The organism is Pseudomonas sp. GW821-FHT09C10, assembly GCF_059418085.1.
Window position 1 is genome coordinate 221,283 of sequence record NZ_JBWKPE010000003.1, and the last position, 23,227, is coordinate 244,509.

Sequence of the window (23,227 nt, forward strand, 5' to 3'; positions counted from 1 at the left end):
GTGGCCCACTTTTCGGATGATCATGAAAGCGACCTTTGCAGCTCTGTCCCTTACCGCCCTCCTCGTTCCCACGTTCAGCCAGGCCGCCGACGCACCGATCAGCGCCCAGCAGTACGCCAGTGTGTTGGCCGGCAATTGGCGCGACCCGGCCAACAGCGCCCGCGACGGCTATCGCCACCCGCAGCAGACCTTGGAATTCTTTGGCCTGGGCGCCAGGCAGACCGTGATCGAAATTACCCCAGGGGGCGGTTGGTACAGCGAACTGCTGGCACCGTTGCTCAAGGAGCACGGGCGTTACATCGCCGCCGTGCAAGCGCCAAGCAGCAGCGCCTATGCGCGCACGTCCGAAGAGAACCTGAAAAACAAATTCGCCGCCGACCCGACGCGCTATGCCAAGGCAGACGTGGTCGAGTTCGACCCCAAGGCACCGGTGTTCGGCAAACCTGCTTCGGCGGATGCCGTGCTGACGTTCCGCAATGTGCATAACTGGGTGCTGGCCGATACCGCCGAGGCCACGTTCCGCGCGTTCTACACGGTGTTGAAACCGGGTGGCGTGCTCGGTGTGGAAGATCACCGGGCCAAGGACGGGGCCGAACTGGAGGCGATCAAGGACAGCGGTTACCTGACCACCGCCCAGGTGGTGAAACTGGCCACCGACGCGGGGTTCAAGCTGGCAGGCCAGAGCGAGGTCAACGCCAACCCGAAGGACACCAAGGATTATCCCGCCGGCGTGTGGACGTTGCCGCCGACGTTGAAGCTGGGAGAGCAGGATAAGGCGAAGTATGTGGCGATTGGCGAGTCGGACCGGATGACGTTGCGGTTCGTCAAACCGGCCAAATAACCTGGTCCCTCCCACATTTTGTTCTCAACGGGCCGGCGATTACTCGTCAGCGGTTGGGTCCATGTCGGGAAACATCACTTCAATAAAGCCGAACTTGCTGAAGTCGGTAATGCGCGAGGGGTACAGCCGACCGATCAGGTGATCGCATTCATGCTGCACCACCCGCGCGTGGAAGCCATCGGCAAAACGGACGATCGGCTCGCCCTTCGGATCAAACCCCTCATAGCGAATCTGCTGGTAACGGTCCACCGCACCACGCAGTCCGGGCACCGACAGGCAGCCTTCATAGCCTTCTTCCAGCACCGGGCTGAGCGGCGTGATCAATGGGTTGATCAGGATGGTCTGCGGCACCGGCGGCGCATCCGGGTAGCGCTCGCTGGCTTCGAACCCAAAGATCACCAGTTGCAGGTCGACGCCAATCTGCGGCGCGGCCAGGCCGACGCCGCCCACGTGCTCCATGGTCTGGAACATGTCGTCGATCAATTGCCACAGCTCGGGGCTGTCGAACATTTCCGGCGGTACCGGCGGGGCGATACGCAGCAGGCGTTCATCGCCCATTTTCAGGATTTCACGGATCATCGATCAGACTTCATCGGTAGTGGGTTTGGAGTGGTCGCGGCCGAGGCCGGAGACATGTTGTTTTTCATGCGCGGGCGCGGGCGCGGGCTCATCGAAATCCTTAGCGCCTGGCTCCTTGCCTTCGGCCGACATGTGCTCGATCACGGCATTCATCTCCGCCCCCAGCAACAGCACGGCGGCGGAAATGTAGAAGTACAGGAGCAACACGATGATCGCACCGATGCTGCCATACATGGCGTTGTAGTCGGCGAAGGTTTTGACGTAGTAGCCAAAACCGAGGGAGGCGACGATCCACACCACCACCGCAAGCACCGAACCTGGGGTAATAAAGCGAAATTTCTGCTCGACGTCCGGCATCACGTAATACATGAGGGCCACGGCAAACATCAGCAGGATCACGATCAGCGGCCATCGCACGATGGTCCACAAGGTCACCACGAATTCCTGCATGCCGATCTGGCCGGCCAGCCATTCCATCACCTGCGGACCGAGCACCATCAACGCGGCAGCGGCCAGCAGCATGCCGGCGATGCCGATGGTGTAGAAAATCGACAGCGGAAAACGCTTCCAGATCGGCCGGCCTTCCACGACGTCGTACGCGGCGTTCATGGCGCTCATCATCAGGCGCACGCCAGCGGAGGCGGTCCAGAGGGCAATCACGATACCCACCGAGAGCAGGCCGCCCTTGGATTGCTGCAACTGGTCGATCACCGGGTTGACCTGCTCCAGGGCCTGGGGCGGCAACACCAGTTCCGATTGCAGGCGCAGCCAAGTGAAAAAGTCCGGCAGGTGCAGGAAACCGATCAGGGCGATAAGGAACAGCAGGAAGGGAAACAACGAAAACAGCATCTGGTAGGCCAGTGCCGAGGCGTAGGTGGACATCTCGTCATCGACGAATTCCTTGACGGTGCGCACCAGCACTGTGTGGAGCTTGAGACCATCGAGAACCGGAAAAATCATAGCGTCTCCTTTCGCCGCAAAAAGGGGGTTCATGGGCGACTCAGGGGCCGTTTTCTACATCAAGGTAGCCTATTTGGCGACCTTGAAACAATTTCGAAACTTTAATCACTGCATGTGACATAAAAACGGCCATCCGTGGATGGCCGTCCGGCTGCACGATGGCAGTCTTACTTGGTCGCTTTTTTCACCGCGTCCTTGGTGTCGCCCACGGCTTTTTCAACCTGGCCTTTCTTTTCCTGCACGACGCCTTCAGCGCGCAGTTTGTCGTTGCCGGTGACTTTGCCGACGCCTTGCTTGATGTTACCGACGGCTTCGTCTTTCAAACCTTTTGCCTTATCCGCTGTGCTGCCCATGGTATTTCTCCGAAAGAACAATCAAAGGGTTTTGGTCATTACGTAGAGATTGACCCAAGGCCATTCGGCAGAGTTTCAATTATTTTTCGGTGAACATTTCATCGCCAACGACAGGTTTGGCTTTATGTTTTGCAGCCAACCCCCGAGAATGCCCGGCACATTCAGGCTCCAACGCTGAATAACAGATCCCGTAGGAAGGTTATGAAACTCAATAAAGCACAGGCCATCGCCCGCAGAAACCAGGAACTGGGCGGTGCCGTACTCGGCGTCAACAACTGCCACTTCACCGACCTGGACCGCAAACGCAACATCTGGTGGTTCGATCTGCCGGTGGGGCGTATTGCCGTCGGCCAGTACGAGTGGATTCACCTGTTGATGCACAACGCCGAGACCGACCAGCTGCTGCACCTGAAGGTACCGACCGTGTTCCTGCGTGAAAAGCTCGAAGGGCTGGTGGTGCGCAACGCGGGCAAGCGCAAGCCGGAGATTACCCTGGAGCTGAGCGCGGATAAGGATTCGTTCTTGAAGGATGTGCGGCCGGCAGGTGCGGGTGTGAGCTTCGCGCAATTCGCCGTGTAAGAACGCGGTCAAAAAATGTGGGAGGGGGCAAGCCCCTCCCATATTTGGATTGGATTACTTTTTAAGACCGAGTTTCTTCAGTTCTTCATCGCGCAACTCGCGGCGCAGGATCTTGCCCACGTTGGTGGTCGGCAACGCATCGCGGAACTCCACGGCCTTGGGCACCTTGTAGCCGGTGACGTTGGCGCGCATGTGCTCCATGACCTGCTCCTTGGTCAGGGTGGCGCCCGGCTTGACCACGATGAAGAGCTTGATGTGTTCCCCGGACTTTTCATCCGGCACACCGATGGCTGCGCACTGCAGTACGCCCGGCAGGCCCGCCAGCACGTCCTCCAGCTCGTTGGGGTACACGTTGAAGCCGGAGACCAGGATCATGTCCTTCTTGCGATCGACGATACGCATGTAGCCATCCGGCTGGATGATCGCGATGTCGCCGGTCTTCAGCCAGCCTTCGCTGTCGAGGATCTCGGCGGTGGCGTCTTCACGCTGCCAGTAGCCCTTCATCACCTGCGGGCCCTTGACGCACAGTTCGCCGACTTCACCCAGGGCCAGCTCGACGCCGTCGTCGGTGATGACCTTGCACAGGGTCGACGGCACCGGAATGCCGATGGTACCGATCTGGATATGCTGGATCGGGTTCACCGTGGCCACCGGGCTGGTTTCGGTCATGCCGTAGCCTTCGCAGATGCCGCAACCGGTCACCGCTTTCCAACGCTCGGCCGCCGCCAATTGCAGGGCCATGCCGCCCGACAGGGTGACTTTCAGCGCGGAGAAGTCCAGCTTGCGGAAGGCTTCGTTGTTGCACAGCGCCACGAACAGAGTGTTCAGGCCGACAAAGCCGCTGAACTTCCACTTCGACAGTTCCTTGACCATCGCCGGCAGGTCGCGCGGGTTGCTGATCAGGATGTTGTGGTTGCCGATCAGCATCATCGCCATGCAATGAAAGGTGAATGCATAGATATGGTACAGCGGCAGCGGCGTGATCAGGATCTCGCAACCTTCATTGAGGTTGGAGCCCATCAGCGCCTTGCATTGCAACATATTGGCGACCAGGTTGCGGTGGGTGAGCATCGCGCCCTTGGCCACGCCGGTGGTGCCACCGGTGTATTGCAATACGGCCACATCGCTGCTGGCCGGGCAGACTTCGTTGACCGCTTGCCCCTGGCCCTTGGCGAGTACGTCGTTGAACTTGATCGCCTTGGGCAAGTGATAGGCCGGGACCATTTTCTTCACGTACTTGATGACGCTGTTGATCAGCAGGCGCTTGAGCGGCGGCAGCAGGTCGGCGACTTCGGTGACGATCACATGCTTGACGGCGGTCTTGGGCACGACCTTTTCCGCCAGATGGGCCATGTTGGCCAGGCAGACCAGCGCCTTGGCGCCGGAATCATTGAATTGGTGTTCCATTTCCCGCGCGGTGTACAGCGGGTTGGTGTTGACCACGATCAGGCCGGCACGGATGGCGCCGAACACCGCGACCGGGTATTGCAGGACGTTGGGCAACTGCACGGCAATGCGATCGCCGGGCTTCAAGTCGGTATGCTGTTGCAGGTACGCGGCGAAGGCGCCGGACAGTTCGTACAACTCACCGTAGGTGATCGTCTTGCCCAGGTTGCTGAAGGCCGGTTTGTTGGCGAAGCGCTGGCAGGACTGCTTCAATACCGCCTGAATATTCGGATACTCGTCTGGATTGATTTCTGCAGCAATCCCGGCGGGGTACTTATCCTTCCAAAAGTCTTCGTGCATGGAAGCCCACTCCTCAGCGACGCGAATTCATCATCGCATTTGATGCGATTATTATTGGTGTATGTTTTTTTAGGTGAATCTGGCGCTTTCAAGCAGGCCTAGACGTCACAAAGCGCGCCGAGAGTAGCAGCTTTGCCAAAGGCCGACTAGAGCCTAAAGAGGGCCCCGCAGTCATAATCACGACTGTCCTACAATATTTGGTCACACTTTAAACAGAACTGAAATTCCTTGATGAAAGGCTCTGGAATAAGGCCTTCAGGACGACACACGATAAATGTGGGAGGGGGCAAGCCGAATCGTCGCACCGCGACTCCCACATTTTTACCGCATTTCACATCAGGCGATGTCGCGTAGTTCCCTGCGCAGGATCTTCCCTACCGGCGTCATCGGTAACGAGTCGCGCAAGACAATGTGCTTGGGCACCTTGTAACCCGTGAAGTTGGTCTTGCAGTACGCCTTCAATTCCTCAAGGCTCACCCCTTCTGCACGCGCCACCACGAACAGTTTCACCGCCTCCCCCGTGCGCTCGTCCGGCACGCCGATCACCGCGCAGTTGGCCACGGCCGGATGGGCCATCACCACGTCCTCGATTTCGTTGGGGTACACATTGAAACCCGAGACGATGATCAAATCCTTCTTGCGGTCGACAATGCGCACAAACCCATCGTCGTCGATCACCGCGATGTCACCGGTCTTCAGCCAGCCTTCGGCGTCCAGGGCCTCTGCGGTGGCGGCCGGTTGCTGCCAGTAGCCCTTCATCACCTGCGGGCCCTTGATGCACAACTCGCCCCGTTCGCCCAAGGGCAGCTCGGTGCCTTCGTCATCAATGACCTTCATCGCCGTGGCGGGCACCGGGATGCCCACGGTACCCAGGCGTGATTTGTTGCCATAGGGGTTGGTGCTGGCCACCGGCGAGGTTTCCGTCAGGCCATAGCCCTCGCCGATCGAGCAGCCGGTGATTTGCTGCCAGCGTTCGGCCGTGGCCTTGATCAGTGCCGTACCGCCGGAGTTGGTGAGCTTGAGGTGGGAGAAATCCAGGTTCTTGAACTCGGGGTGGTCCATCAACGCCACAAACAGCGTGTTGAGCCCCAGCAGCCCGGTAAAGCGCCACTTTTTCAGCTCCTTGATAAACCCGCCGATGTCCCTGGGGTTGGTGATCAGTACGTTGTGGTTACCCGAGACCATCATGCACATGCAGTTCGCGGTGAAGGCATAGATATGGTACAGCGGCAGCGGCGCGATCATCACCTCCTGCCCTTCCTTGATCAGCGGGTGGCCGTCATCGCCGGTCTGGGACATGCAGGCGCGCACCTGTTGCATGTTCGCCACCAGGTTGCCATGGGTGAGCATCGCCCCCTTGGCCAGGCCGGTGGTGCCGCCGGTGTATTGCAGCACGGCGATGTCATCCAGGGTCACCGGATGATGAGTCACGCCCAGGCCCGCGCCCATGCGCAAGGCGCGCTTGAACGACACCGCACGCGGCAGGTGGTAGGCCGGGACCATCTTCTTGACCTTGTCGACCACGGTGTTGACCAGCCAGCCTCTGGCAGCAGGCATGAAGTCGCCCATCCTGGCTTCGATCAGGTAGTCGATCTCGGTGTCGGTGCACACGTCCTGCACCCGCGAACCGAACAGGTTGAGGTAGACCAGGGCACGCACGCCGGCGTCCTTGAACTGGTGGCGCATCTCGCGCGGGGTGTACAGCGGGTTGGTGTTGACCACGATCAGCCCGGCGCGCAGTGCGCCGAACACGGCAATCGGGTAGTGCAGCACGTTGGGCATCTGCACGGCGATGCGCTCGCCGGGCTTGAGGTCGGTGTGCTGCTGCAGGTAGCCGGCGAACGCCGCACTCTGGCGCTCAAGCTCGGCGTAGGTCAGGGTGATGCCCATGTTGCTGAATGCCGGACGGTCGGCAAAGGCCTTGCACGAGCGCTCGAAGACTTCGATTACCGACTTGTAGGCCGAAAGGTCGATGTCATTGGGAACGCCCGCCGCGCGTTTGTCATTCCAGAAATCAGGTTGCATTATTCTTGTCCCCTTACCTGAAGGTGTCCGGCCGCTTTTATAGAAAGCGGAGCTTGGGGGACGTTAGCAGCTATGGCCAAACAGGCAAATACAGCAAATTGCGTCATTGATTGTATGAATCTTGTCCCTGATGCGCAGGCAGATACCCCGTCGCCTGACAGATGAGCTATACACTGCAACAACGTCGAGCAGACCTTGAGCAGACCTTGAGAAAGGGAACCCCATGAACCACAGCACCTTCTGGCTGACCGCGAATGACCGCAGCCGCCTGTACGTCAATCATTGGATGCCCGACGGCCCGGCCAAGGCGGTGGTCATGCTGTCCCACGGCATGGCGGAGCACAGCGGGCGCTATGCGCGGCTGGCCGAAGCCCTGGGCAGTGCCGGCTATGGTGTGTATGCGCCGGACCAGCGTGGCCACGGCCGCACCGCCGACGAAGGCACGCTGGGCCTGTATGCCGAAAAGGACGGCTGGAACAAAGTGGTGGGTGACCTGGCCAGCCTCAACCAGCACATCGGCCAGCAGCATCCGGGGCTGCCGATCATTTTGCTCGGCCACAGCATGGGCAGTTATATCGCCCAGGCCTACCTGCTGCACCACAGCGCCAGCCTGCATGGAGCGATTCTCAGCGGTTCGAATTTCCAGCCGGTGGCGCTGTACCGTGCCGCTCGGCTGATCGCACGCGCCGAACGCCTGCGCCAGGGTGTCCGTGGGCGCAGTGCGTTGATCGAGTTCCTGTCGTTCGGCTCGTTCAACAAAGCATTCAAGCCCAATCGCACCGCGTTCGACTGGCTCAGCCGTGACCCGAACGAAGTCGACAAATACATCAACGATCCACTCTGCGGCTTCCGCTGTACCAATCAACTATGGATCGATCTGCTCGGCGGCTTGCAGCAAATCAGCAAAGCGTCCAATCTCGCCCAGATCGATCCGGGCCTGCCGATCCTGGTGATGGGCGGCGAATGTGATCCGGTCAGTGAGGGCAAGCGTCTCAAAAGCCTGGCCGATGCCCTGCGAGAGGCCGGCAGCCAGCACCTGCAACTGAATATCTACCCGCAGGCGCGTCACGAAGTGTTCAACGAAACCAATCGCGACGAAGTCAGCGCCGATGTGCTGAGGTGGCTCGACCAGGCCCTGACCTTGCGCAGGCCGGCCCACTGCGAATAAATTTACGTTTAAAATCAGACAGTTAAATTACCGATTAGCCACAGGATGCACCTTTAGATGACCCAGGTAACCAACACCCCGTACGAAGCCCTTGAAGTCGGCCAGACCGCCAGCTACAGCAAGACCGTCGAAGAGCGTGATATCCAGCTGTTTGCCGCCATGTCCGGCGACCACAACCCGGTGCACCTGGATGCCGAATACGCCAAGGCGACCATGTTCAAGGAGCGTATCGCCCACGGTATGTTCAGCGGCGCCCTGATCAGCGCAGCCGTTGCGTGTGAGCTGCCCGGGCCGGGCACTATCTATATCGGCCAGCAGATGACCTTCCAGAAGCCGGTGAAAATCGGCGATACCCTGACCGTGCGCCTGGAAATCCTCGAGAAGCTGCCGAAGTTTCGCGTACGCATTGCCACCCGTGTGTTCAACCAGCGCGATGAGCTGGTCGTGGATGGCGAGGCGGAAATTCTTGCACCCCGCAAGCAGCAGGTCGTGACCTTGACCGAGCTGCCGCCGATCAGCATCGGCTGAGTAGGGTTTCAAGGCCAACACAATACAAATGTGGGAGGGGGCTTGCCCCCGATGGCGGTGTGTCAGTCATTGAAATATCGACTGATCCACCGCTATCGGGCGCAAGCCCCCTCCCACATGTGTTACACAGCAGCGCTTAGGACTGAGCGCGAGCCTGGTTACGCAGGGCTTTTACCTGGTCGTGATTGCGTTGCACGCCGTGGTACTGACGCTCAACCAGGTCACGAATGCCCAGCAGGTTGTGCTTGTTGATCTTCTCGATGGCTTCTTTGTAAGCCTTCAGTGCGTGGTCTTCGCCGCGCTCGGCTTCGTTGAGCACAGCCTCTTCGTCCTTACCGGTGAGCATCGACTTCACGTCGACCCAGCCACGGTGCAGGGCGCCGGCTACGCTGCCGGAGTCTTCCGGATCACCGCCCAGGGCACGCACGGCGGTCTTCAATTCGGCGGCGGCGGTAGCGCAGTCAGCGGAGCGCTTGGCAAACAGCGCCTTGAGTTCCGGATGCTTGATGTCTTCTGCGCATTCCTTGAAGCCTTTCTGGCCGTCGATGCTGGTCTCGATCAGGTCGTTCAGTACGGAGATCGATTCTTTGTTGATGTCAGTCATTTTTCAATTCCTTAGGCAGGTGAAGAAGGGTTGTCTTAATGATTGCAGCGCTCGTGCCAGGTTTTGAAAAATTACTTTTATGTTTATTTTCAATAACTTAAAAATATTTGAACCATCTGTATGTACGTTATTTGCATGATCTGTCATTTGGCCTTCATGCAGAATGCCTGTATTTTCGAAGACCTCGCCTCACTCAACACGAAGCCCATGAATCCCGAAAAACTCGAACTGCTGATCACCCGCGAAATGCCCTTCGGCAAATACAAGGGCCGGATCATCGCCGACCTGCCGGGTCCCTACCTGAACTGGTTCGCCCGCGAGGGCTTTCCCCACGGCGAACTGGGCGGGCTGCTGGCATTGATGCAGGAAATCGACCACAACGGCTTGTCCGAATTGTTGGAACCGCTGCGCGTTAAACACGGCAAACCCGCCCCCCGCCATTAAGAGACTCGCCATGCCAAGGAATGCTGACAACGAACCTCACTGGCAGGCCATCGCCCAGCGCTATGCACTGGAGCCCGGCCCGATCAACCTGGAGAACGGCTACTTCGGGCGTATGAGCCGCGAGGTGCAGGCGCAGTACCTGGAGCACGTGGCTTTTATCAACCGCAGCAACTCGCTGTATGTGCGCCAGCGCTTCGAGCAAGGTGAAAACGTCGAGATCCGTCGCCAACTGGCGGGCCTGATCGACGTCGACCCCGAGGCAGTCGCCTTTACCCGCAACGCCACCGAAGCCTTGCAGTCGCTGATCCGCAACTACAACCGCCTGCAACCCGGCGATCAGGTGCTGATCAGCGACCTGGAGTACGACACCGTCAAAGGCGCGATGCGCTGGTTGGCCGGGGTTCGCGGTGTAGAAGTGATAGAACTGTCCCATACCCACCCGGCCAGTTTCGACAGCCTGGTGCAGACCTATCGCGATGCGTTCGCCCAATGCCCGCGCCTGAAGCTCATGGCACTGACCCATGTGACCCACCGCACCGGCCTGGTGATGCCTGTTGAAACCATCGCCAAGGCTGCACGTGAGCATGCCATTGACGTGATCCTCGACGGCGCCCATGCACTGGGCCAGATCGAGTTCAACCTCGCCGAACTGGGCATTGCGTTCGCCGGCTTCAACCTGCACAAATGGATCGGCGCGCCGCTGACCCTGGGGTTCCTCTATATCGCCCCCGAACGCCTGGCAGATATTGATCCGGACATGGGCGAGTTCCACTACCCCGCCACCGACGTGCGTGCGCGTACGTCGTACAGCACGCCGAATTTCCCCGCGTTAATGACGCTGCCGCTGGTGCTTGAAGAACATCGCACCATGGGCGGCGCGACGGCCAAGGGTGCGCGGGTCAGTTATCTGCGGGATGTATGGGTGAGCCAGGTGCGACCGTTGCCGGGGATCGAGGTGCTGACGCCGGACGATCCACGGCTGTATTGCGGGATCACGGCATTCAAGTTCAGCGGGCGGGATCAGCAGGTGATGGTGGATCGCATGCTCAAGGACTATGGGCTGTTTACCACCACGCGCACCGGTGCGGCGTTTGGTACCTGTATCCGCGTGACACCGGGGTTGGTGACGTCGGCGGAGGACATCAATGTCCTGGTCAATGCCATTACCGAGCTAAGCAGAGACTAAAGGTGGGCCTCAGGTTTTTACCGGCAAAAAAAAGCGGTACACCGACCAAGTGCACCGCAAAAATGCCGTTAAGCACAGCAACAACGATTCGATGAATCAGCTCAATCCAGCAGCGCCAGCGCCTGCGCGGTGACTTCCTGGATGCGGGCCCAGTCGCCGTTCTTGACCCACTCCGGGTCAAGCATCCAGCTACCGCCCACGCACATCACGTTTTTCAACGCCATATAGCTCTTGATATTGGCCGGGCCGACGCCGCCGGTCGGGCAGAATTTCACTTCGCCGAACGGGCCGCCCAGGGCCTTGATCGCGGCAACACCGCCGCTGACCTCGGCCGGGAACAGTTTGAAGCGACGGTAGCCCAGGCCGTAGCCTTCCATGATGCCGGAGGCGTTGCTGATGCCTGGCAGCAGCGGGATCGGGCTGTGCACCGAGGCTTCCAGCAGGTCGCGGGTGATGCCGGGGGTGACGATAAATTGCGAACCGGCGACTTCCGCCGCTTCAAGCATGTGGCGGTCGAGTACGGTGCCGGCGCCGGTGCACAGTTCAGGCCGCTGCTCACGCAGCACCTGAATGGCCTTGAGGCCGAACTCGGAACGCAAGGTCACTTCCAATGCGGTCAAACCACCGGCTGCCAGGGCATCGGCCAGCGGCAGGATGTCCTGCTCGCGGGCGATGGTGATCACCGGCAGGATCCGCGCCTTGGCGCAGAGGCTGTCGATCAGGGCAACTTTATCCGCCATGGACACGGTCGGTTGAGGGCTTTTCATAGCGGCTGATCCTTGGCTCATGGGCACCAGTAAATCTCTAAAGTAGGTTGCAAAAACGCGCGAATCGGCATGGCAGCAACGTCGTCACTGGCCAGCGCGGCGCTCAAGGTGGTCAATTTCGAACTGCCGGAAATCGACAGCGCGGTGTAGTGGGCCGTGGCCAGCAATGCGCGACTCATGGTCAGGCGCTGGTGCGGCACGGTCGGCGCCAGCATCGGCCAGCAACGGCGGGTACCGTCGGCCTGCAGTGCAGCGGCGAGGTTCGGGCTGTTGGGAAACAGCGATGCGGTGTGGCCGTCATCGCCCATGCCCAGCACCAGCACATCAATGGCCGGCAGCTCGGCCAGCAAGCGATCGGCCTGCTCGGCAGCGTCTTCAAGGTTGGCGGCGGCGCTGTACAGGCTGAGGAACCTGGCCTTGGCCGCCGGGCCTTGCAACAGGTGCTGCTTCAACAGGCCGGCATTGCTGTCGGCGTGTTCCACCGGCACCCAGCGCTCATCGGCCAGGGTGATGGTGACCTTGGACCAGTCCAAGCCTTGCTTGGCCAGGTTCTGGAAAAACGCCACGGGGCTGCGGCCACCGGACACCACCAGGGTCGCTTCGCCACGGGCACTGATGGCTGCGCGCAGTTGTTCGGCCACGTCGTTGGCCAGGCCGTCCGCCAGCAGCACAGGCGTGCGGTACTCGTGGGCAGTCACGCCCCGAGGCAGTTTCAATTCAGATATCGCCATACCAAGACCTCCCATCCCGCGCGATCAGTGCAATCGAGCTCATCGGCCCCCAGGACCCCGCCGCATACGGCTTGGGCGCATCACCGGATTTTTTCCACCCGGCGATCAACTGGTCACACCACTTCCACGCGGCTTCGATTTCATCTTTGCGAACAAACAGGTTCTGATTGCCGCGCATCACTTCCAACAGCAAACGCTCGTAGGCATCAGGGATGCGCGCGCTGCGATAGGTGTCGGAAAAATTCAGTTGCAGAGGCCCGCTGCGCAGTTGCATACCCTTGTCCAGGCCCTGCTCCTTGGTCATCACGCGCAAGGAAATGCCTTCGTCCGGCTGCAGGCGGATGATCAACTTGTTGCTGATCTGCAGGCGCTGCTCGGGGGCGAAGATGTAATGAGACGGTTCCTTGAAGTGGATGACGATCTGCGACAGCTTCTGCGGCATGCGCTTGCCGGTACGCAGGTAGAACGGCACCCCGGCCCAACGCCAGTTACGGATATCGGCCCGCAGCGCGACGAAGGTTTCGGTGTCGCTCTGGGTGTTGGAATTCTCTTCTTCCAGGTAACCCGGCACCGGCTTGCCGGCGCTGTAGCCGGCGATGTACTGGCCGCGCACCACTTGAGTGGTAAGGCCATCCGGGCTGATCGGCGCCAGGGCCTTAAGCACCTTGACCTTCTCGTCACGAATGCTGTCGGCGGACAAGTCGGCCGGCGGGTCCATGGCGATCAGGCAAAGCAGTTGCAGCAGGTGGTTCTGGATCATGTCGCGCAGCTGGCCGGCCTTGTCGAAATAGCCCCAACGGCCTTCGATGCCGACCTGCTCGGCCACGGTGATTTCCACATGGGAAATGTAGTTCTGGTTCCACTGGGTTTCGAACAGGCTGTTGGCGAAACGCAGGGCGATCAGGTTCTGGACGGTCTCTTTGCCCAGGTAGTGGTCGATACGGTAGGTGCGGTTTTCCGGGAAGAACTGCGCCACGGCATCGTTGACCTTGCGCGAGGATTCCAAGTCCGACCCGATGGGTTTCTCCAGCACGACGCGGGTGTTTTCCGCCAGGCCGACCTTGGACAGGTTCTCGCAGATCGCACCGTACACCGCCGCAGGCGTGGCGAAGTAGGCAATCAGGCGTTGCTCGGTGCCGGCCTTTTCCGCCAGGGCCACGTAGTCATCGGCTTTTAGGAAGTCGACGTGGACATAGGTCAGGCGCGCCAGGAAACGCTGGGCGATGCTCTCGTCCAGTTCCTTGCCGACGTATTTACGCAATTCTTTTTCGATATGGGCCAGGTGTTGCTGCTCGGAACCGGCTTCCCGGGCCAGGGCCAGGATACGGGTATCGTCGTGCAGCAGCCCGGCGCCATCGAGTTGATAGAGGGCAGGAAATAACTTGCGCAGCGCCAGATCACCCAAGGCGCCAAACAGGGCAAAGGTGCAGGGTTCCACGGTTATCGAAGGCATGATGTTTGTTCTTTTATCAAGTTAAGCTACAAATACCTTTTTTCAAGGCATCACTCAAGGAAAAATGTAGTAATAACCACAACATTTTCCGGAAATACGCATTCCGAGTGGTGGTGTTCAGCTACCCTCAGTAGGATAGGCCACCGCAAAAGGCCACTCGTCGATTGGTTGCCACCCTTTATTTGCATCGTCGCCCGAAGGAAAGACTGAATGGACCGCGTGCGAAATCTTCTGGAACAGATCCAGAACCGCCTCGAAGAATTGAACAAGGCCGAGAAAAAAGTGGCCGAGGTCATCCTGCTCAACCCGCAGCAGGCGACCCGCTTCTCCATCGCAGCCCTTGCCCAGGCCGCCTCGGTCAGTGAACCGACGGTCAACCGTTTCTGCCGTTCGTTCGGCGTCAGCGGTTACCCTGAACTTAAATTGCAGTTGGCGCAAAGCCTGGCCAGTGGCGCAGCGTATGTCAGCCGCGCCGTGGAGGCCGATGATAACCCCGAGGCCTACACCCAGAAGATCTTTGGCAGCGCCATCGCCTCGCTGGACGCCGCCTGCCAGGCCCTGGACCCGGCCCTGATCAGCAAGGCCGTGGACCTGTTGATCCAGGCGCGGCAGATCCACTTCTTCGGCCTGGGCGCTTCGGCGCCGGTGGCCATGGACGCGCTGCACAAGTTTTTCCGCTTCAACCTGGCGGTCACCGCCCACGCCGACGTGCTGATGCAACGCATGATCGCCTCGGTGGCCCACACGGGCGAGTTGTTCGTGATCATTTCCTACACCGGCCGCACCCGTGAGCTGGTGGAAGTGGCGCGTATCGCCCGGGAAAACGGTGCGTCGGTGCTGGGCGTAACCGCCGAGAACTCGCCGCTGGCCAAGGCCAGTACCGTAAGCCTGAACATTCCGCTGCCCGAAGACACCGACATCTATATGCCGATGACCTCACGGATCATTCAATTGACGGTGCTGGATGTACTGGCGACCGGCATGACCTTGCGCCGTGGGGTGGATTTCCAGCCGCATCTGCGCAAGATCAAAGAGAGCTTGAATGACAGCCGATATCCGGTGGGGGATGAGTTCAACTAAGCCAGCCTGTGTGTTGGCTTCACTGGCCTCATCGGGGGCAAGTCGAATCGTCGCACCGCCCCTCCCAAATTTGAAGGTATTCACAAATCAAACTGTGGGAGGGGGCTTGCCCCCGATGAGGCCATCAACCACACCGCTAAACCCCAGCCCGTGCCTGCAAACTGAGATGCGCCCGCTCCCCCGGCGCCAGGCTCGCCCCGGCCATCGCCGACTCCACGCACACAAACCCCGACGCCTCGTTAAAACTAACGCCCAATAGTGGCCGGCTGCCCGGATGCCATACGACGGTGTCGGCGCTGTCGCCGGTATCGATGCACAGTTCACGTTGCCAGGCATGATCCTTGAGCTGCAGTTCGCCATCGTGCTGGAACACCCGCTGGCACCCGCCATCCACCCTTAGTTCGCCTTCCTGCTGGCACGCCTGGCGATTGAGCTGGTCGTAACCGTGCGCGCCGTCGAGCCCAGACAGCGCTATCTCATCAACGTGACCAATACGCCAGTAAGCGTGCAAAGCATGGCTCAACTGGCACGGCAACTCGTCCTGATGCTCGGTGCTCAGGCGCAGTTCCAGGGTGTCGCCCAGGTGCGCGTGCAGGTCGACCTGCCAGTCGCACAGCTGCAATTGCCAGTGCAGGCGCACGCCGTCGTCGTCGCTGCTGCTGTCGAGCAGTTTCCAGTCGATCAAACGCGCCCAACCATGGGACGGCCATGCGTTTTCGCTCGGATGGCGGCCATACCACGGCCAGCACACCGGCACGCCGCCACGGATGGCGCCGACTTGCGGCCACTTGGCCGCACACCACAGCCAGGGTTTCTGGCCACGGGGCTGAAAGTGCAACAGTTGCGCACCCTGGCGACTGAACACCGCCTGGCACAGCGGATGGTCGATTACCAACACGTCGCGCATCTGAAAGCGCTCCCAGGCGAACACCGGACGCTCGCGCAGGGATTTGAAAAAGCGTTGCAGCGGTTGCTCATGCATGTGCCACGGTCCCAAATATCACAGTGCCACCCAAAAAAAAGCGGATAGCCATGGCTACCCGCAAAATGCGCACAGAGAGAAGGAGCTTATCGCAACAGCGTTAGAACGTAGACTGAATTTTCAGGCCCGCCACCAGCGCGTTGTCGACTTTATCCACGCCGCCCGGTTGGACAACGTATTGCAGGTTGGGACGCACGGTCAGCCAGTTGGTGACGTGGAAGCCGTAGTTGATTTCGAAGTTGTACTCGGTTTCGCGGATCGGCGAGAACAGCGGGTTGTCGTAGTCGGCAACGCCGTTGGCGGCATTCAGCAGTTCGGCATTTTTCTTCACGTCATCGTTGACGTGCAGACGCGCAGCACCAATGCCGACGTCATCTTTTGGACGCGCGTCGAATGGGCCTTTGTACACCAGCATCAACGACTGGTAGTTGTCGACCAGGTTGGTTTCCTTGTCGTGGAAGGTCGCGTTGGCGGCGATGTTCAAGCCACGGGAAGCGTCGCCGTTATGGGTGGTGAGCTGCTGCTGGGCAACGAACCAGTAGCCTTTTTTGCTGCTGCGGGTACGGTAGGCCGCACCGGTGGTGGCAGCATCGTTGCCATTGACGTCTTCACGAACGTCAGCAGCATCGGCGGCGCTCTTGTAGTAACCCACGCGGTATTCGCCCGGCAGGTTATTCACCTTAGGCGACCAGACCAATTCCACCGGAATCACGGTGCCCTTGGTGCCGCTGCCGCTGAGCTTGAAGCCGTTGCCGTGCTCCAGCTGCGACGGGTTCTGGTTGTACGCACCGATTTGCGCATACAGCTCAGGCGTGATGTTGTACTTCACGCGGATCGCGGCCTGGCTGACCGGCCAGTTGTACCAGGTGTTTACATAGTTGCCGACCTGGGAGCCACAGAACGACAGGTTCTGGAAGTCGCACGGGAAGGTGTTGAAGTCTTCGCCTTCACCGAAGTAGCCGAGCTTCACGTCCAGCTTGTTGTCGAACATCTGGTGCTGAATCCAGAACTGGGTCAGACGCACCATGTGGCCACGACCGTAGACTTCCATGGACGAGCTCAGCGTGCCGGCACGCGGGTCGCCAATGCGGTCGTTGGAGATGTTCTGGCCATTACGGTTAGTCAGCTGGATCTTGGCCTGGGTGTTATCCCAGCCCCACAGCTTTTGCAGGTCCAGCGCCACGCCCAACCCAAACTGGTCGGAGTAACGGCCGGTCTTGTCGTCGTTGTAGCCGCCACGCAGGTTGGCGCCCATTTCCCCTACGTAGTCAGCCTTGATGTCGATACCTTGTTCGATCAGCTTGGTACGCTCGCCGCCCCAATCACCGGTCATCCACTTGGAGTCGGCACTGAATGCATCGGCCGCCATCGCATTGGCGGACAGTACAAGGGCTGCTGCTGCTGACAGTTGGCAGATCAGCCGAGTGTTGTTGTGTTGCTTTTTCATCCCTACATCCTCGTCTTTATTGTTATTAAACTGTTTTTATCTAACGCGGGTTACTTTTTTTTCATATAAAACAACAACTTATCTACTTCAGCGACCTTTGAATTGGGCCACGTTGTCCGCATGCCCCTGTGCGGGCAATGAAGAAGCAGTGCCGAGGCGCTCGCCCGTGTTGGCGTCGAACAGCAATACCTTGGATGGATCGAATTGCAGTGTCAGGGTCTCGCCCACCTGCGGCGCCACATCAGGCGCCAAACGGCAGCAGACCTTGGTGTCATTGAGCTGCACAAACACCAGTGTGTCCGGGCCGGTCGGCTCGGTGACCTGGACCTCGGCACGAATGCTCGATGAACCATTACCCTCACCCGCCGCCAGCACGATCTGCTCCGGGCGCAGGCCCAGAATCACATCACGGTCTTCCAGGCCGGCGTCGTTCATACCCAGCGGCAATTCGCATCGCGCCTGGCCGCTGTCGAGCAGCGCCACCAACTTCCCGTCCTTGCGTTTTAGGCGCATAGGCACGAAGTTCATCGGTGGTGAACCGATAAAGCTTGCCACAAATAGGTTAGCAGGGTCGTTGTAAATTTCTTTCGGCGTGCCGAATTGTTGGATGATGCCGTCCTTCATCACCGCCACTTTATCGCCCAGGGTCATCGCTTCGATCTGGTCGTGGGTCACGTAGACGGTGGTGGTCTTGAGGCGCTGGTGCATCAGCTTCATTTCGGTACGCATTTCGACGCGCAGCTTGGCGTCGAGGTTCGACAGCGGTTCGTCGAACAGGTAGATCTTCGGCCGACGTGCCAGGGCCCGGCCCATGGCCACGCGCTGTTGCTGGCCGCCGGAGAGCTGGCCCGGCTTGCGGTTGAGCAGGTGTTCGATCTGCAGCAGCTTGGCCACGCGCGCCACTTCGGCGTCGATGTCGGCCTGGGGCATCTTGCGGATCTTGAGGCCGAACTCGATGTTCTCGCGCACGCTCATGGTCGGGTACAGCGCGTAGGACTGGAACACCATGGCGATGTCACGGTCCTTGGGGCTCATGCCGCTGACGTCCTGGTCGCCGATCATGATCGCGCCGCCGGTGATGGTCTCCAGGCCGGCGATGCAGTTCATCAGCGTAGACTTACCGCAACCCGAAGGGCCGACCAGGATCAGGAACTCCCCTTCCTTGATCGACAGTTCGATGTTCTTCAAGGTGTCGGGCAGGCCGGCGCCATAGGTCTTGTTTACATTGCGAAGTTCAAGCGTAGCCATGATTACCCCTTGACCGCGCCGGCCGTCAGGCCGCGCACGAAATACTTGCCTGCGATCACATAGACCAGCAGGGTCGGCAGCCCGGCGATCATCGCCGCCGCCATATCCACGTTATATTCCTTGGCCCCGGTGCTGGTGTTGACCAGGTTGTTCAGCGCCACCGTGATGGGCTGGGAGTCGCCACTGGAGAACACCACACCGAACAGGAAGTCGTTCCAGATCTGGGTGAACTGCCAGATCAGGCAGACCATGATGATCGGCGTGGACATCGGCAGAATGATCTGACGGAAGATGGTGAAGAAACCCGCCCCGTCCAGGCGTGCCGCCTTGATCAGCGCATCCGGGATGCTCACGTAGTAGTTACGGAAGAACAGCGTGGTGAACGCCAGGCCGTACACCACGTGCACAAACACCAGGCCGGTGGTGGTGCTGGCCAGGCCCATCTTGCCGAGGGTGAACGACGCGGGCAGCAGCACGGTCTGGAACGGCAGGAAGCAGCCGAACAACAGCAAGCCGAAGAACAGCTGCGAACCACGGAAGCGCCAGAACGACAGCACATAACCGTTCAATGCACCGATGGCGGTGGAAATCAGCACGGCCGGCACGGTGATCTTGAGCGAGTTCCAGAAGTAGCCATCCACGGTGGCCCAGGCCTTGACCCAGCCGATGCCGCTGACCACGGTCGGCCAGCTCAGCAGGTTGCCGGTGCTGATGTCTTCCGGGGTCTTGAAGCTGGTGAGCAACATCACCACCAGCGGTACCAGGTACAGCAGCACAGCGAGGATCAACACCGCGTAGATCGCGATGCGGCTCAGGCTGATGGCAGGTTTGGCAGTGAGACTAGTCATTACGCTTGGTCCTCAGCTCGGAGTAGAGGTAAGGCACGATGATCGCGAGGATCGCACCGAGCATCAGGATTGCACTGGCCGAGCCCATGCCCATCTGGCCACGGCTGAAGGTGAACGAGTACATGAACATGGCGGGCAGGTCGGACGAATAGCCCGGGCCACCGGCCGTCATGGCCGCCACCAGGTCGAAGCTCTTGATCGCAATGTGCGCCAGGATCATCACCGCACTGAAGAACACCGGACGCAGGCTCGGCAGCACCACGCTCCAGTAGATGCGCGGCAGGCTCGCGCCGTCGATCTGGGCGGCACGGATGATCGACTGATCAACCCCACGCAGGCCGGCGAGGAACATCGCCATGATGAAACCGGAGGCTTGCCACACGGCGGCAATCACCAGGCAGTAGACCACGCGGTCCGGGTCGATCAGCCAGTCGAGACGGAAGCCTTCCCAGCCCCAGTCACGCAGGAGTTTGTCCAGGCCCATGCCCGGGTTGAGCAGCCATTTCCAGGCGGTACCGGTGACGATCATCGAGAGCGCCATCGGGTACAGGTAAATGGTGCGGATAAAACCTTCGCGGCGGATTTTCTGGTCGAGGAAAATCGCCAGCGTCACGCCGATCACCAGGGTGATGCCGATGAACATCCCGCCGAACAGCGCCAGGTTCTTGCTCGCCACCCACCAGCGGTCGTTGTCGAACAACCGCTCGTATTGCGCAAGACCCGCCCATTTGTAGCTTGGCAGGAACGTAGAGGTGGTGAACGAGAGCACAAACGTCCACAGGATGTAGCCGTAGAAGCCCACCAACACGATGAACATGCTGGGCGCCAGCACCAGTTTGGGTAGCCAGCGCTGCAGTGCATCGAACGGCGAGGCTTTGCTGAACACAGCAACAGAACTCATGGGAAAATCCAATACAGGGAAAAAGGACTACAGAAGCACGCCTTGTGAGGGGGCAGGGATCCCCCTCACAAGGTCAACCGTTACTTGGCAGACTTGATCGCAGCGCCGAGTTTCTTGGCGGTGTCGGCCGGATCGGCTTTCGGGTCGTTGATGTAGTTGGTCACGACATCGAAGAACGCACCTTGCACCGCCAGGGTGGTGGCCATGTTGTGCGCCATGCTTGGCTGCAGGCCGCCGGTCTTGGCGTCAGCCAGGAAGTCCTTGGCGGCGGTCTGGGCGCAGGAGTCGAAACCGTAGGAGTCCATTTTGTTCAGCATGTCGTTGCGAACAGGGATCGAGCCCTTGTTGATGCTGAACACCTTCTGGAAGTTTTCACCCAGCACGACTTTGGCGATGTCCTGCTGACCAGCGGCAGTGCCTTTGTCTTTCTGCTTGAACACCGCCAGGGAGTCGATGTTGTAGGTGAAGGCTTTGTCGGTGCCCGGGAAGGCTACGCACTCGTAGTCTTTGCCGGCGACTTTCTTGGCGGCGGTCCATTCGGACTTGGCCCAGTCACCCATGATCTGCATACCGGCCTTGCCGTTGATGACCTTGCCTGCTTCGAGGTTCCAGTCCTGGCCTTTGCCGTCGACGTCCATATAGGTCGCGACTTTCTTCAGCTCGGTCAGGGACTTGACCATTTCCGGGCCGGTCAGCGCAGCGTTATCGAGGTCGACCAGGGCTTTCTTGTAGCCATCGGCGCCCATTACCGACAGGACCACCGCTTCGAACACGGTGCTGTCCTGCCAAGGCTGGCCACCGTGAGCGAGCGGGATGAAGCCTGCGGCTTTGAGCTTGTCGCCGGCGGCGTAGAATTCTTCGAGGGTGGTTGGGTTCTTGGTGATACCGGCTTTCTTGAAGACTTCCGGGTTGATCCACAGCCAGTTCACGCGGTGGATGTTGACCGGTACGGCAACGTAGTCGCCGTCGTACTTAACGGTGTCGGAGACTTTCTTGTCGAGCAGGGAATCCCATTTTTCGTCTTTGGCGACGGACTTCAGGACGTCGGTGTCGAGCAGGCCGGTGGACGCCCATTCCTGGATGTCGGGGCCCTTGATCTGGGCAACGCCTGGCGGGTTGCCGGCGACCGCGCGGCTTTTCAGCACGGTCATGGCAGTAGCGCCACCGCCACCTGCGACGGCGCCGTCTTTCCAGGTGAAGCCATCTTTCTCGACTTGGGCCTTCAGGACATCTACAGCCGCTTTTTCGCCACCCGAGGTCCACCAATGCACAACTTCAACCGTCCCTTTGGAGTCGGCGGCAAATGCACTGAGGGGAAACAACGAGGCAACGGAAATAGCTACGGCGAGGCGATTAATCGCGTTCATCTGAATACCTTTTCTTGTTGTTATGCATGCAAGTCTGGAGCTTGCGCTGCACGGAGTTTAAACATGGTTTTTTCGAGCACAGGTAACAAAGGGATGCACAAATGTCACCACTTGGTGACATAACACCCAGCGCCTAAAGCGCTGGCCATGCTCGGGGCCAGGGGCAGTGCAGGCAGCACGACCGCTTGCCAGGCATGGTACAGGTCCGGTTTACCGCCCCAGATGGTGCTGCTGGGCTGGTTATGCGGGCTGAGTTCGTGGTGCCAACTGCCGTGGAGGCGGTCGATGAAATGGGTGTCGCAAAATTCCCAGAAACGCCGGTACCAGGTTTCGTAATGCAGCTCACCCGTGCGTTTGAGCAAGGCCTGGGCAGCGGCGCTGGCTTCGGCGTGGGTCCAGTGCAGGCGCTCGCGCACGACCGGGCGGTGGTTCCAGTCCAGGGTGTAGACGATACCGGGGGCGCCATCCACGGCCCAGGCATAGTCGCAGGCGCTGGCGAACAGGCCCTTGGCGGCGCTCAGCAGCCAGTCCGGCGTGGCCAGCCCGGCCTGCAGGCGCGCGGCTTCCAGGTGCAGCACCAGCCGCGCCCACTCAAAGCCATGGCCAGGGGTGATGCCATACGGGCGGAAGCCATCGGCGGGGTTATCTTCGTTGTAATCGAGCAGGGGTTGCCATTGCGCGTCGAAATGCTCGATCACCATGAACTGGTTGGCGGCGGCGTGGGTATGAATCACTCGCTCGACGATGCGCAGGGCGCGGTCCAGCCAACGTGTGTCGGCAGTGACATCGGCCAGGGCCAGGAAGGCTTCGGTGGCGTGCATGTTGCTGTTGGCGCCGCGATAGGCTTCGACGCCGCTCCAGTCCCGGGCGAAGGATTCGAGCATCACGCCTTCCTCTTCGCTCCAGAAGAACTGGTCGATGATATGGACGGCGTCGTTCAGCAGATTTTGCGCGCCAGGCGCGCCCGCCACCACGGCCGAGCTGGCGGCCAGGGCGACAAACGCATGCAGGTAGGCCGCCTTGCCGGTGTTGCCGTCCAGGGCCTGGGGCGCGGCGAACCAGCCACCGTGTTCGCTGTCACGCAAAGGTCCGCCCAGGGCCGCAACACCGTGCGCCACCAATTCGGCATAACCCGGCAAGCCCATGGCATGGGCCATGGCGAAGCTGTGGGTCATGCGCGCGGTATTCATGGTTTCGGCGTGGGCATCGGCCGGCAACTGGCCTTTGTCGTCGAGGTTGCCAAAACCCTCAGGCAGACGGGAGGCCTTGGCGAAGGCCAGCAGGCGCTGGCCTTCGGCGGCGAGCCAGGCGTGATGGGCAGGTGCATTCAGCCAACTGCTGGCAGGCAGTGGTCGCGTGGTCATGGGTGGCCCTTATTATTGTTTGTGGG

Annotated in this window: 23 protein-coding genes; 7 read left to right on the forward strand and 16 right to left on the reverse strand. The window is 60.1% G+C overall.

What is annotated here, in order from left to right; genetic code table 11:
- The first annotated feature begins 22 nt into the window (after positions 1 to 22).
- Complete coding sequence (locus AC07OT_RS08040) at positions 23 to 841, forward strand: class I SAM-dependent methyltransferase (protein WP_141155868.1); 819 nt, start codon at positions 23 to 25, stop codon at positions 839 to 841.
- Positions 842 to 880: 39 nt separating this feature from the next.
- On the opposite strand, the gene def is transcribed toward AC07OT_RS08040, so the two are convergent.
- The 3 genes from def to AC07OT_RS08055 all read right to left on the reverse strand — a co-directional run bounded on the left by def (position 881) and on the right by AC07OT_RS08055 (position 2,733).
- Entirely contained in the window at positions 881 to 1,420 is a 540-nt protein-coding gene (def, locus tag AC07OT_RS08045; RefSeq protein WP_027605605.1) for a peptide deformylase, read from the reverse strand.
- A 3-nt stretch (positions 1,421 to 1,423) separates the two neighbouring features.
- Positions 1,424 to 2,380, reverse strand: a complete 957-nt coding sequence (locus AC07OT_RS08050; RefSeq protein WP_115487127.1) for a YihY/virulence factor BrkB family protein — start codon at positions 2,378 to 2,380, stop codon at positions 1,424 to 1,426.
- Between the two features lie 167 nt (positions 2,381 to 2,547).
- Positions 2,548 to 2,733, reverse strand: a complete 186-nt coding sequence (locus tag AC07OT_RS08055; RefSeq protein ID WP_016973106.1) for a CsbD family protein — start codon at positions 2,731 to 2,733, stop codon at positions 2,548 to 2,550.
- Positions 2,734 to 2,934: 201 nt separating this feature from the next.
- On the opposite strand from AC07OT_RS08055, the gene AC07OT_RS08060 reads away from it, so the two are divergent.
- Positions 2,935 to 3,312 (forward strand): hypothetical protein, encoded by a 378-nt coding sequence (locus AC07OT_RS08060; protein WP_027605603.1) that lies wholly within the window; start codon positions 2,935 to 2,937, stop codon positions 3,310 to 3,312.
- Between the two features lie 54 nt (positions 3,313 to 3,366).
- On the opposite strand, the gene fadD1 is transcribed toward AC07OT_RS08060, so the two are convergent.
- On the reverse strand, positions 3,367 to 5,058 hold the full coding sequence (gene fadD1, locus AC07OT_RS08065) for a long-chain-fatty-acid--CoA ligase FadD1 (protein ID WP_495107857.1): 1,692 nt from the start codon (positions 5,056 to 5,058) through the stop codon (positions 3,367 to 3,369).
- A 336-nt stretch (positions 5,059 to 5,394) separates the two neighbouring features.
- Complete coding sequence (gene fadD2, locus AC07OT_RS08070; protein WP_495107858.1) at positions 5,395 to 7,083, reverse strand: long-chain-fatty-acid--CoA ligase FadD2; 1,689 nt, start codon at positions 7,081 to 7,083, stop codon at positions 5,395 to 5,397.
- Positions 7,084 to 7,306: 223 nt separating this feature from the next.
- Here fadD2 and AC07OT_RS08075 point away from each other — a divergent pair, with 223 nt between their 5' ends.
- On the forward strand, positions 7,307 to 8,251 hold the full coding sequence (locus AC07OT_RS08075; protein WP_495107859.1) for an alpha/beta hydrolase: 945 nt from the start codon (positions 7,307 to 7,309) through the stop codon (positions 8,249 to 8,251).
- A 57-nt stretch (positions 8,252 to 8,308) separates the two neighbouring features.
- Positions 8,309 to 8,779 carry a MaoC family dehydratase gene (locus AC07OT_RS08080; protein ID WP_024077080.1) on the forward strand — a complete coding sequence of 157 codons (471 nt, stop codon included), beginning with the start codon at positions 8,309 to 8,311 and terminating at the stop codon, positions 8,777 to 8,779.
- A gap of 136 nt (positions 8,780 to 8,915) precedes the next feature.
- On the opposite strand, the gene AC07OT_RS08085 is transcribed toward AC07OT_RS08080, so the two are convergent.
- Positions 8,916 to 9,383: a ferritin-like domain-containing protein gene (locus AC07OT_RS08085; RefSeq protein WP_010208206.1), complete on the reverse strand. Its 468-nt coding sequence runs from the start codon at positions 9,381 to 9,383 to the stop codon at positions 8,916 to 8,918.
- A gap of 207 nt (positions 9,384 to 9,590) precedes the next feature.
- On the opposite strand from AC07OT_RS08085, the gene AC07OT_RS08090 reads away from it, so the two are divergent.
- Together AC07OT_RS08090 and AC07OT_RS08095 are read left to right on the forward strand one after the other, a co-directional pair.
- Positions 9,591 to 9,827 (forward strand): DUF3820 family protein, encoded by a 237-nt coding sequence (locus AC07OT_RS08090; RefSeq protein WP_017139191.1) that lies wholly within the window; start codon positions 9,591 to 9,593, stop codon positions 9,825 to 9,827.
- A 10-nt stretch (positions 9,828 to 9,837) separates the two neighbouring features.
- The gene (locus AC07OT_RS08095; protein ID WP_495107860.1) at positions 9,838 to 11,013 is read left to right on the forward strand and encodes an aminotransferase class V-fold PLP-dependent enzyme; all 1,176 of its coding nucleotides are present in this window, start codon (positions 9,838 to 9,840) and stop codon (positions 11,011 to 11,013) included.
- 101 nt (positions 11,014 to 11,114) lie between these two features.
- Here the strand turns inward: AC07OT_RS08095 and AC07OT_RS08100 are convergent, their stop codons facing one another.
- The 3 genes from AC07OT_RS08100 to zwf are packed head-to-tail and all read right to left on the reverse strand — an operon-like array spanning position 11,115 to position 13,964.
- Complete coding sequence (locus AC07OT_RS08100; RefSeq protein ID WP_026067364.1) at positions 11,115 to 11,780, reverse strand: bifunctional 4-hydroxy-2-oxoglutarate aldolase/2-dehydro-3-deoxy-phosphogluconate aldolase; 666 nt, start codon at positions 11,778 to 11,780, stop codon at positions 11,115 to 11,117.
- 17 nt (positions 11,781 to 11,797) lie between these two features.
- Positions 11,798 to 12,511 carry a 6-phosphogluconolactonase gene (gene pgl / locus AC07OT_RS08105; RefSeq protein ID WP_027605597.1) on the reverse strand — a complete coding sequence of 238 codons (714 nt, stop codon included), beginning with the start codon at positions 12,509 to 12,511 and terminating at the stop codon, positions 11,798 to 11,800.
- Positions 12,498 to 13,964, reverse strand: coding sequence for a glucose-6-phosphate dehydrogenase (gene zwf, locus AC07OT_RS08110; protein WP_495107861.1), 1,467 nt, complete (start codon positions 13,962 to 13,964; stop codon positions 12,498 to 12,500). The genes pgl and zwf overlap by 14 nt, the downstream gene beginning before the upstream one ends.
- Before the next feature lie 219 nt (positions 13,965 to 14,183).
- Here zwf and AC07OT_RS08115 point away from each other — a divergent pair, with 219 nt between their 5' ends.
- Complete coding sequence (locus tag AC07OT_RS08115) at positions 14,184 to 15,044, forward strand: MurR/RpiR family transcriptional regulator (RefSeq protein WP_495107933.1); 861 nt, start codon at positions 14,184 to 14,186, stop codon at positions 15,042 to 15,044.
- A gap of 136 nt (positions 15,045 to 15,180) precedes the next feature.
- On the opposite strand, the gene AC07OT_RS08120 is transcribed toward AC07OT_RS08115, so the two are convergent.
- The 7 genes from AC07OT_RS08120 to AC07OT_RS08150 form a co-directional block, all read right to left on the reverse strand.
- On the reverse strand, positions 15,181 to 16,026 hold the full coding sequence (locus tag AC07OT_RS08120; RefSeq protein WP_495107862.1) for a D-hexose-6-phosphate mutarotase: 846 nt from the start codon (positions 16,024 to 16,026) through the stop codon (positions 15,181 to 15,183).
- A 100-nt stretch (positions 16,027 to 16,126) separates the two neighbouring features.
- Positions 16,127 to 17,473: a carbohydrate porin gene (locus AC07OT_RS08125; RefSeq protein ID WP_027605594.1), complete on the reverse strand. Its 1,347-nt coding sequence runs from the start codon at positions 17,471 to 17,473 to the stop codon at positions 16,127 to 16,129.
- A gap of 87 nt (positions 17,474 to 17,560) precedes the next feature.
- Positions 17,561 to 18,721 carry an ABC transporter ATP-binding protein gene (locus AC07OT_RS08130; RefSeq protein ID WP_065939136.1) on the reverse strand — a complete coding sequence of 387 codons (1,161 nt, stop codon included), beginning with the start codon at positions 18,719 to 18,721 and terminating at the stop codon, positions 17,561 to 17,563.
- A 2-nt stretch (positions 18,722 to 18,723) separates the two neighbouring features.
- Positions 18,724 to 19,569 (reverse strand): carbohydrate ABC transporter permease, encoded by an 846-nt coding sequence (locus AC07OT_RS08135; RefSeq protein ID WP_092358420.1) that lies wholly within the window; start codon positions 19,567 to 19,569, stop codon positions 18,724 to 18,726.
- Positions 19,562 to 20,470, reverse strand: a complete 909-nt coding sequence (locus tag AC07OT_RS08140) for a carbohydrate ABC transporter permease (RefSeq protein ID WP_003175732.1) — start codon at positions 20,468 to 20,470, stop codon at positions 19,562 to 19,564. Before AC07OT_RS08140 ends, AC07OT_RS08135 begins: the two co-directional genes overlap by 8 nt.
- 80 nt (positions 20,471 to 20,550) lie before the next feature.
- Positions 20,551 to 21,837: an ABC transporter substrate-binding protein gene (locus tag AC07OT_RS08145; RefSeq protein ID WP_027605591.1), complete on the reverse strand. Its 1,287-nt coding sequence runs from the start codon at positions 21,835 to 21,837 to the stop codon at positions 20,551 to 20,553.
- A gap of 104 nt (positions 21,838 to 21,941) precedes the next feature.
- Positions 21,942 to 23,201: a D-mannose isomerase gene (locus tag AC07OT_RS08150; RefSeq protein WP_495107863.1), complete on the reverse strand. Its 1,260-nt coding sequence runs from the start codon at positions 23,199 to 23,201 to the stop codon at positions 21,942 to 21,944.
- Positions 23,202 to 23,227 lie beyond the last annotated feature (26 nt).

What these genes read in the sequence shown, in the direction of transcription:
- AC07OT_RS08040 (WP_141155868.1), top strand. Translation starts at nt 23, where the DNA reads ATGAAAGCGACCTTTGCAGCTCTGTCCCTTACCGCCCTCCTCGTTCCC.
- def (WP_027605605.1), bottom strand. Translation starts at nt 1,420, where the DNA reads ATGATCCGTGAAATCCTGAAAATGGGCGATGAACGCCTGCTGCGTATC.
- AC07OT_RS08050 (WP_115487127.1), bottom strand. Translation starts at nt 2,380, where the DNA reads ATGATTTTTCCGGTTCTCGATGGTCTCAAGCTCCACACAGTGCTGGTG.
- AC07OT_RS08055 (WP_016973106.1), bottom strand. Translation starts at nt 2,733, where the DNA reads ATGGGCAGCACAGCGGATAAGGCAAAAGGTTTGAAAGACGAAGCCGTC.
- AC07OT_RS08060 (WP_027605603.1), top strand. Translation starts at nt 2,935, where the DNA reads ATGAAACTCAATAAAGCACAGGCCATCGCCCGCAGAAACCAGGAACTG.
- fadD1 (WP_495107857.1), bottom strand. Translation starts at nt 5,058, where the DNA reads ATGCACGAAGACTTTTGGAAGGATAAGTACCCCGCCGGGATTGCTGCA.
- fadD2 (WP_495107858.1), bottom strand. Translation starts at nt 7,083, where the DNA reads ATGCAACCTGATTTCTGGAATGACAAACGCGCGGCGGGCGTTCCCAAT.
- AC07OT_RS08075 (WP_495107859.1), top strand. Translation starts at nt 7,307, where the DNA reads ATGAACCACAGCACCTTCTGGCTGACCGCGAATGACCGCAGCCGCCTG.
- AC07OT_RS08080 (WP_024077080.1), top strand. Translation starts at nt 8,309, where the DNA reads ATGACCCAGGTAACCAACACCCCGTACGAAGCCCTTGAAGTCGGCCAG.
- AC07OT_RS08085 (WP_010208206.1), bottom strand. Translation starts at nt 9,383, where the DNA reads ATGACTGACATCAACAAAGAATCGATCTCCGTACTGAACGACCTGATC.
- AC07OT_RS08090 (WP_017139191.1), top strand. Translation starts at nt 9,591, where the DNA reads ATGAATCCCGAAAAACTCGAACTGCTGATCACCCGCGAAATGCCCTTC.
- AC07OT_RS08095 (WP_495107860.1), top strand. Translation starts at nt 9,838, where the DNA reads ATGCCAAGGAATGCTGACAACGAACCTCACTGGCAGGCCATCGCCCAG.
- AC07OT_RS08100 (WP_026067364.1), bottom strand. Translation starts at nt 11,780, where the DNA reads ATGAAAAGCCCTCAACCGACCGTGTCCATGGCGGATAAAGTTGCCCTG.
- pgl (WP_027605597.1), bottom strand. Translation starts at nt 12,511, where the DNA reads ATGGCGATATCTGAATTGAAACTGCCTCGGGGCGTGACTGCCCACGAG.
- zwf (WP_495107861.1), bottom strand. Translation starts at nt 13,964, where the DNA reads ATGCCTTCGATAACCGTGGAACCCTGCACCTTTGCCCTGTTTGGCGCC.
- AC07OT_RS08120 (WP_495107862.1), bottom strand. Translation starts at nt 16,026, where the DNA reads ATGCATGAGCAACCGCTGCAACGCTTTTTCAAATCCCTGCGCGAGCGT.
- AC07OT_RS08125 (WP_027605594.1), bottom strand. Translation starts at nt 17,473, where the DNA reads ATGAAAAAGCAACACAACAACACTCGGCTGATCTGCCAACTGTCAGCA.
- AC07OT_RS08130 (WP_065939136.1), bottom strand. Translation starts at nt 18,721, where the DNA reads ATGGCTACGCTTGAACTTCGCAATGTAAACAAGACCTATGGCGCCGGC.
- AC07OT_RS08135 (WP_092358420.1), bottom strand. Translation starts at nt 19,569, where the DNA reads ATGACTAGTCTCACTGCCAAACCTGCCATCAGCCTGAGCCGCATCGCG.
- AC07OT_RS08140 (WP_003175732.1), bottom strand. Translation starts at nt 20,470, where the DNA reads ATGAGTTCTGTTGCTGTGTTCAGCAAAGCCTCGCCGTTCGATGCACTG.
- AC07OT_RS08145 (WP_027605591.1), bottom strand. Translation starts at nt 21,837, where the DNA reads ATGAACGCGATTAATCGCCTCGCCGTAGCTATTTCCGTTGCCTCGTTG.
- AC07OT_RS08150 (WP_495107863.1), bottom strand. Translation starts at nt 23,201, where the DNA reads ATGACCACGCGACCACTGCCTGCCAGCAGTTGGCTGAATGCACCTGCC.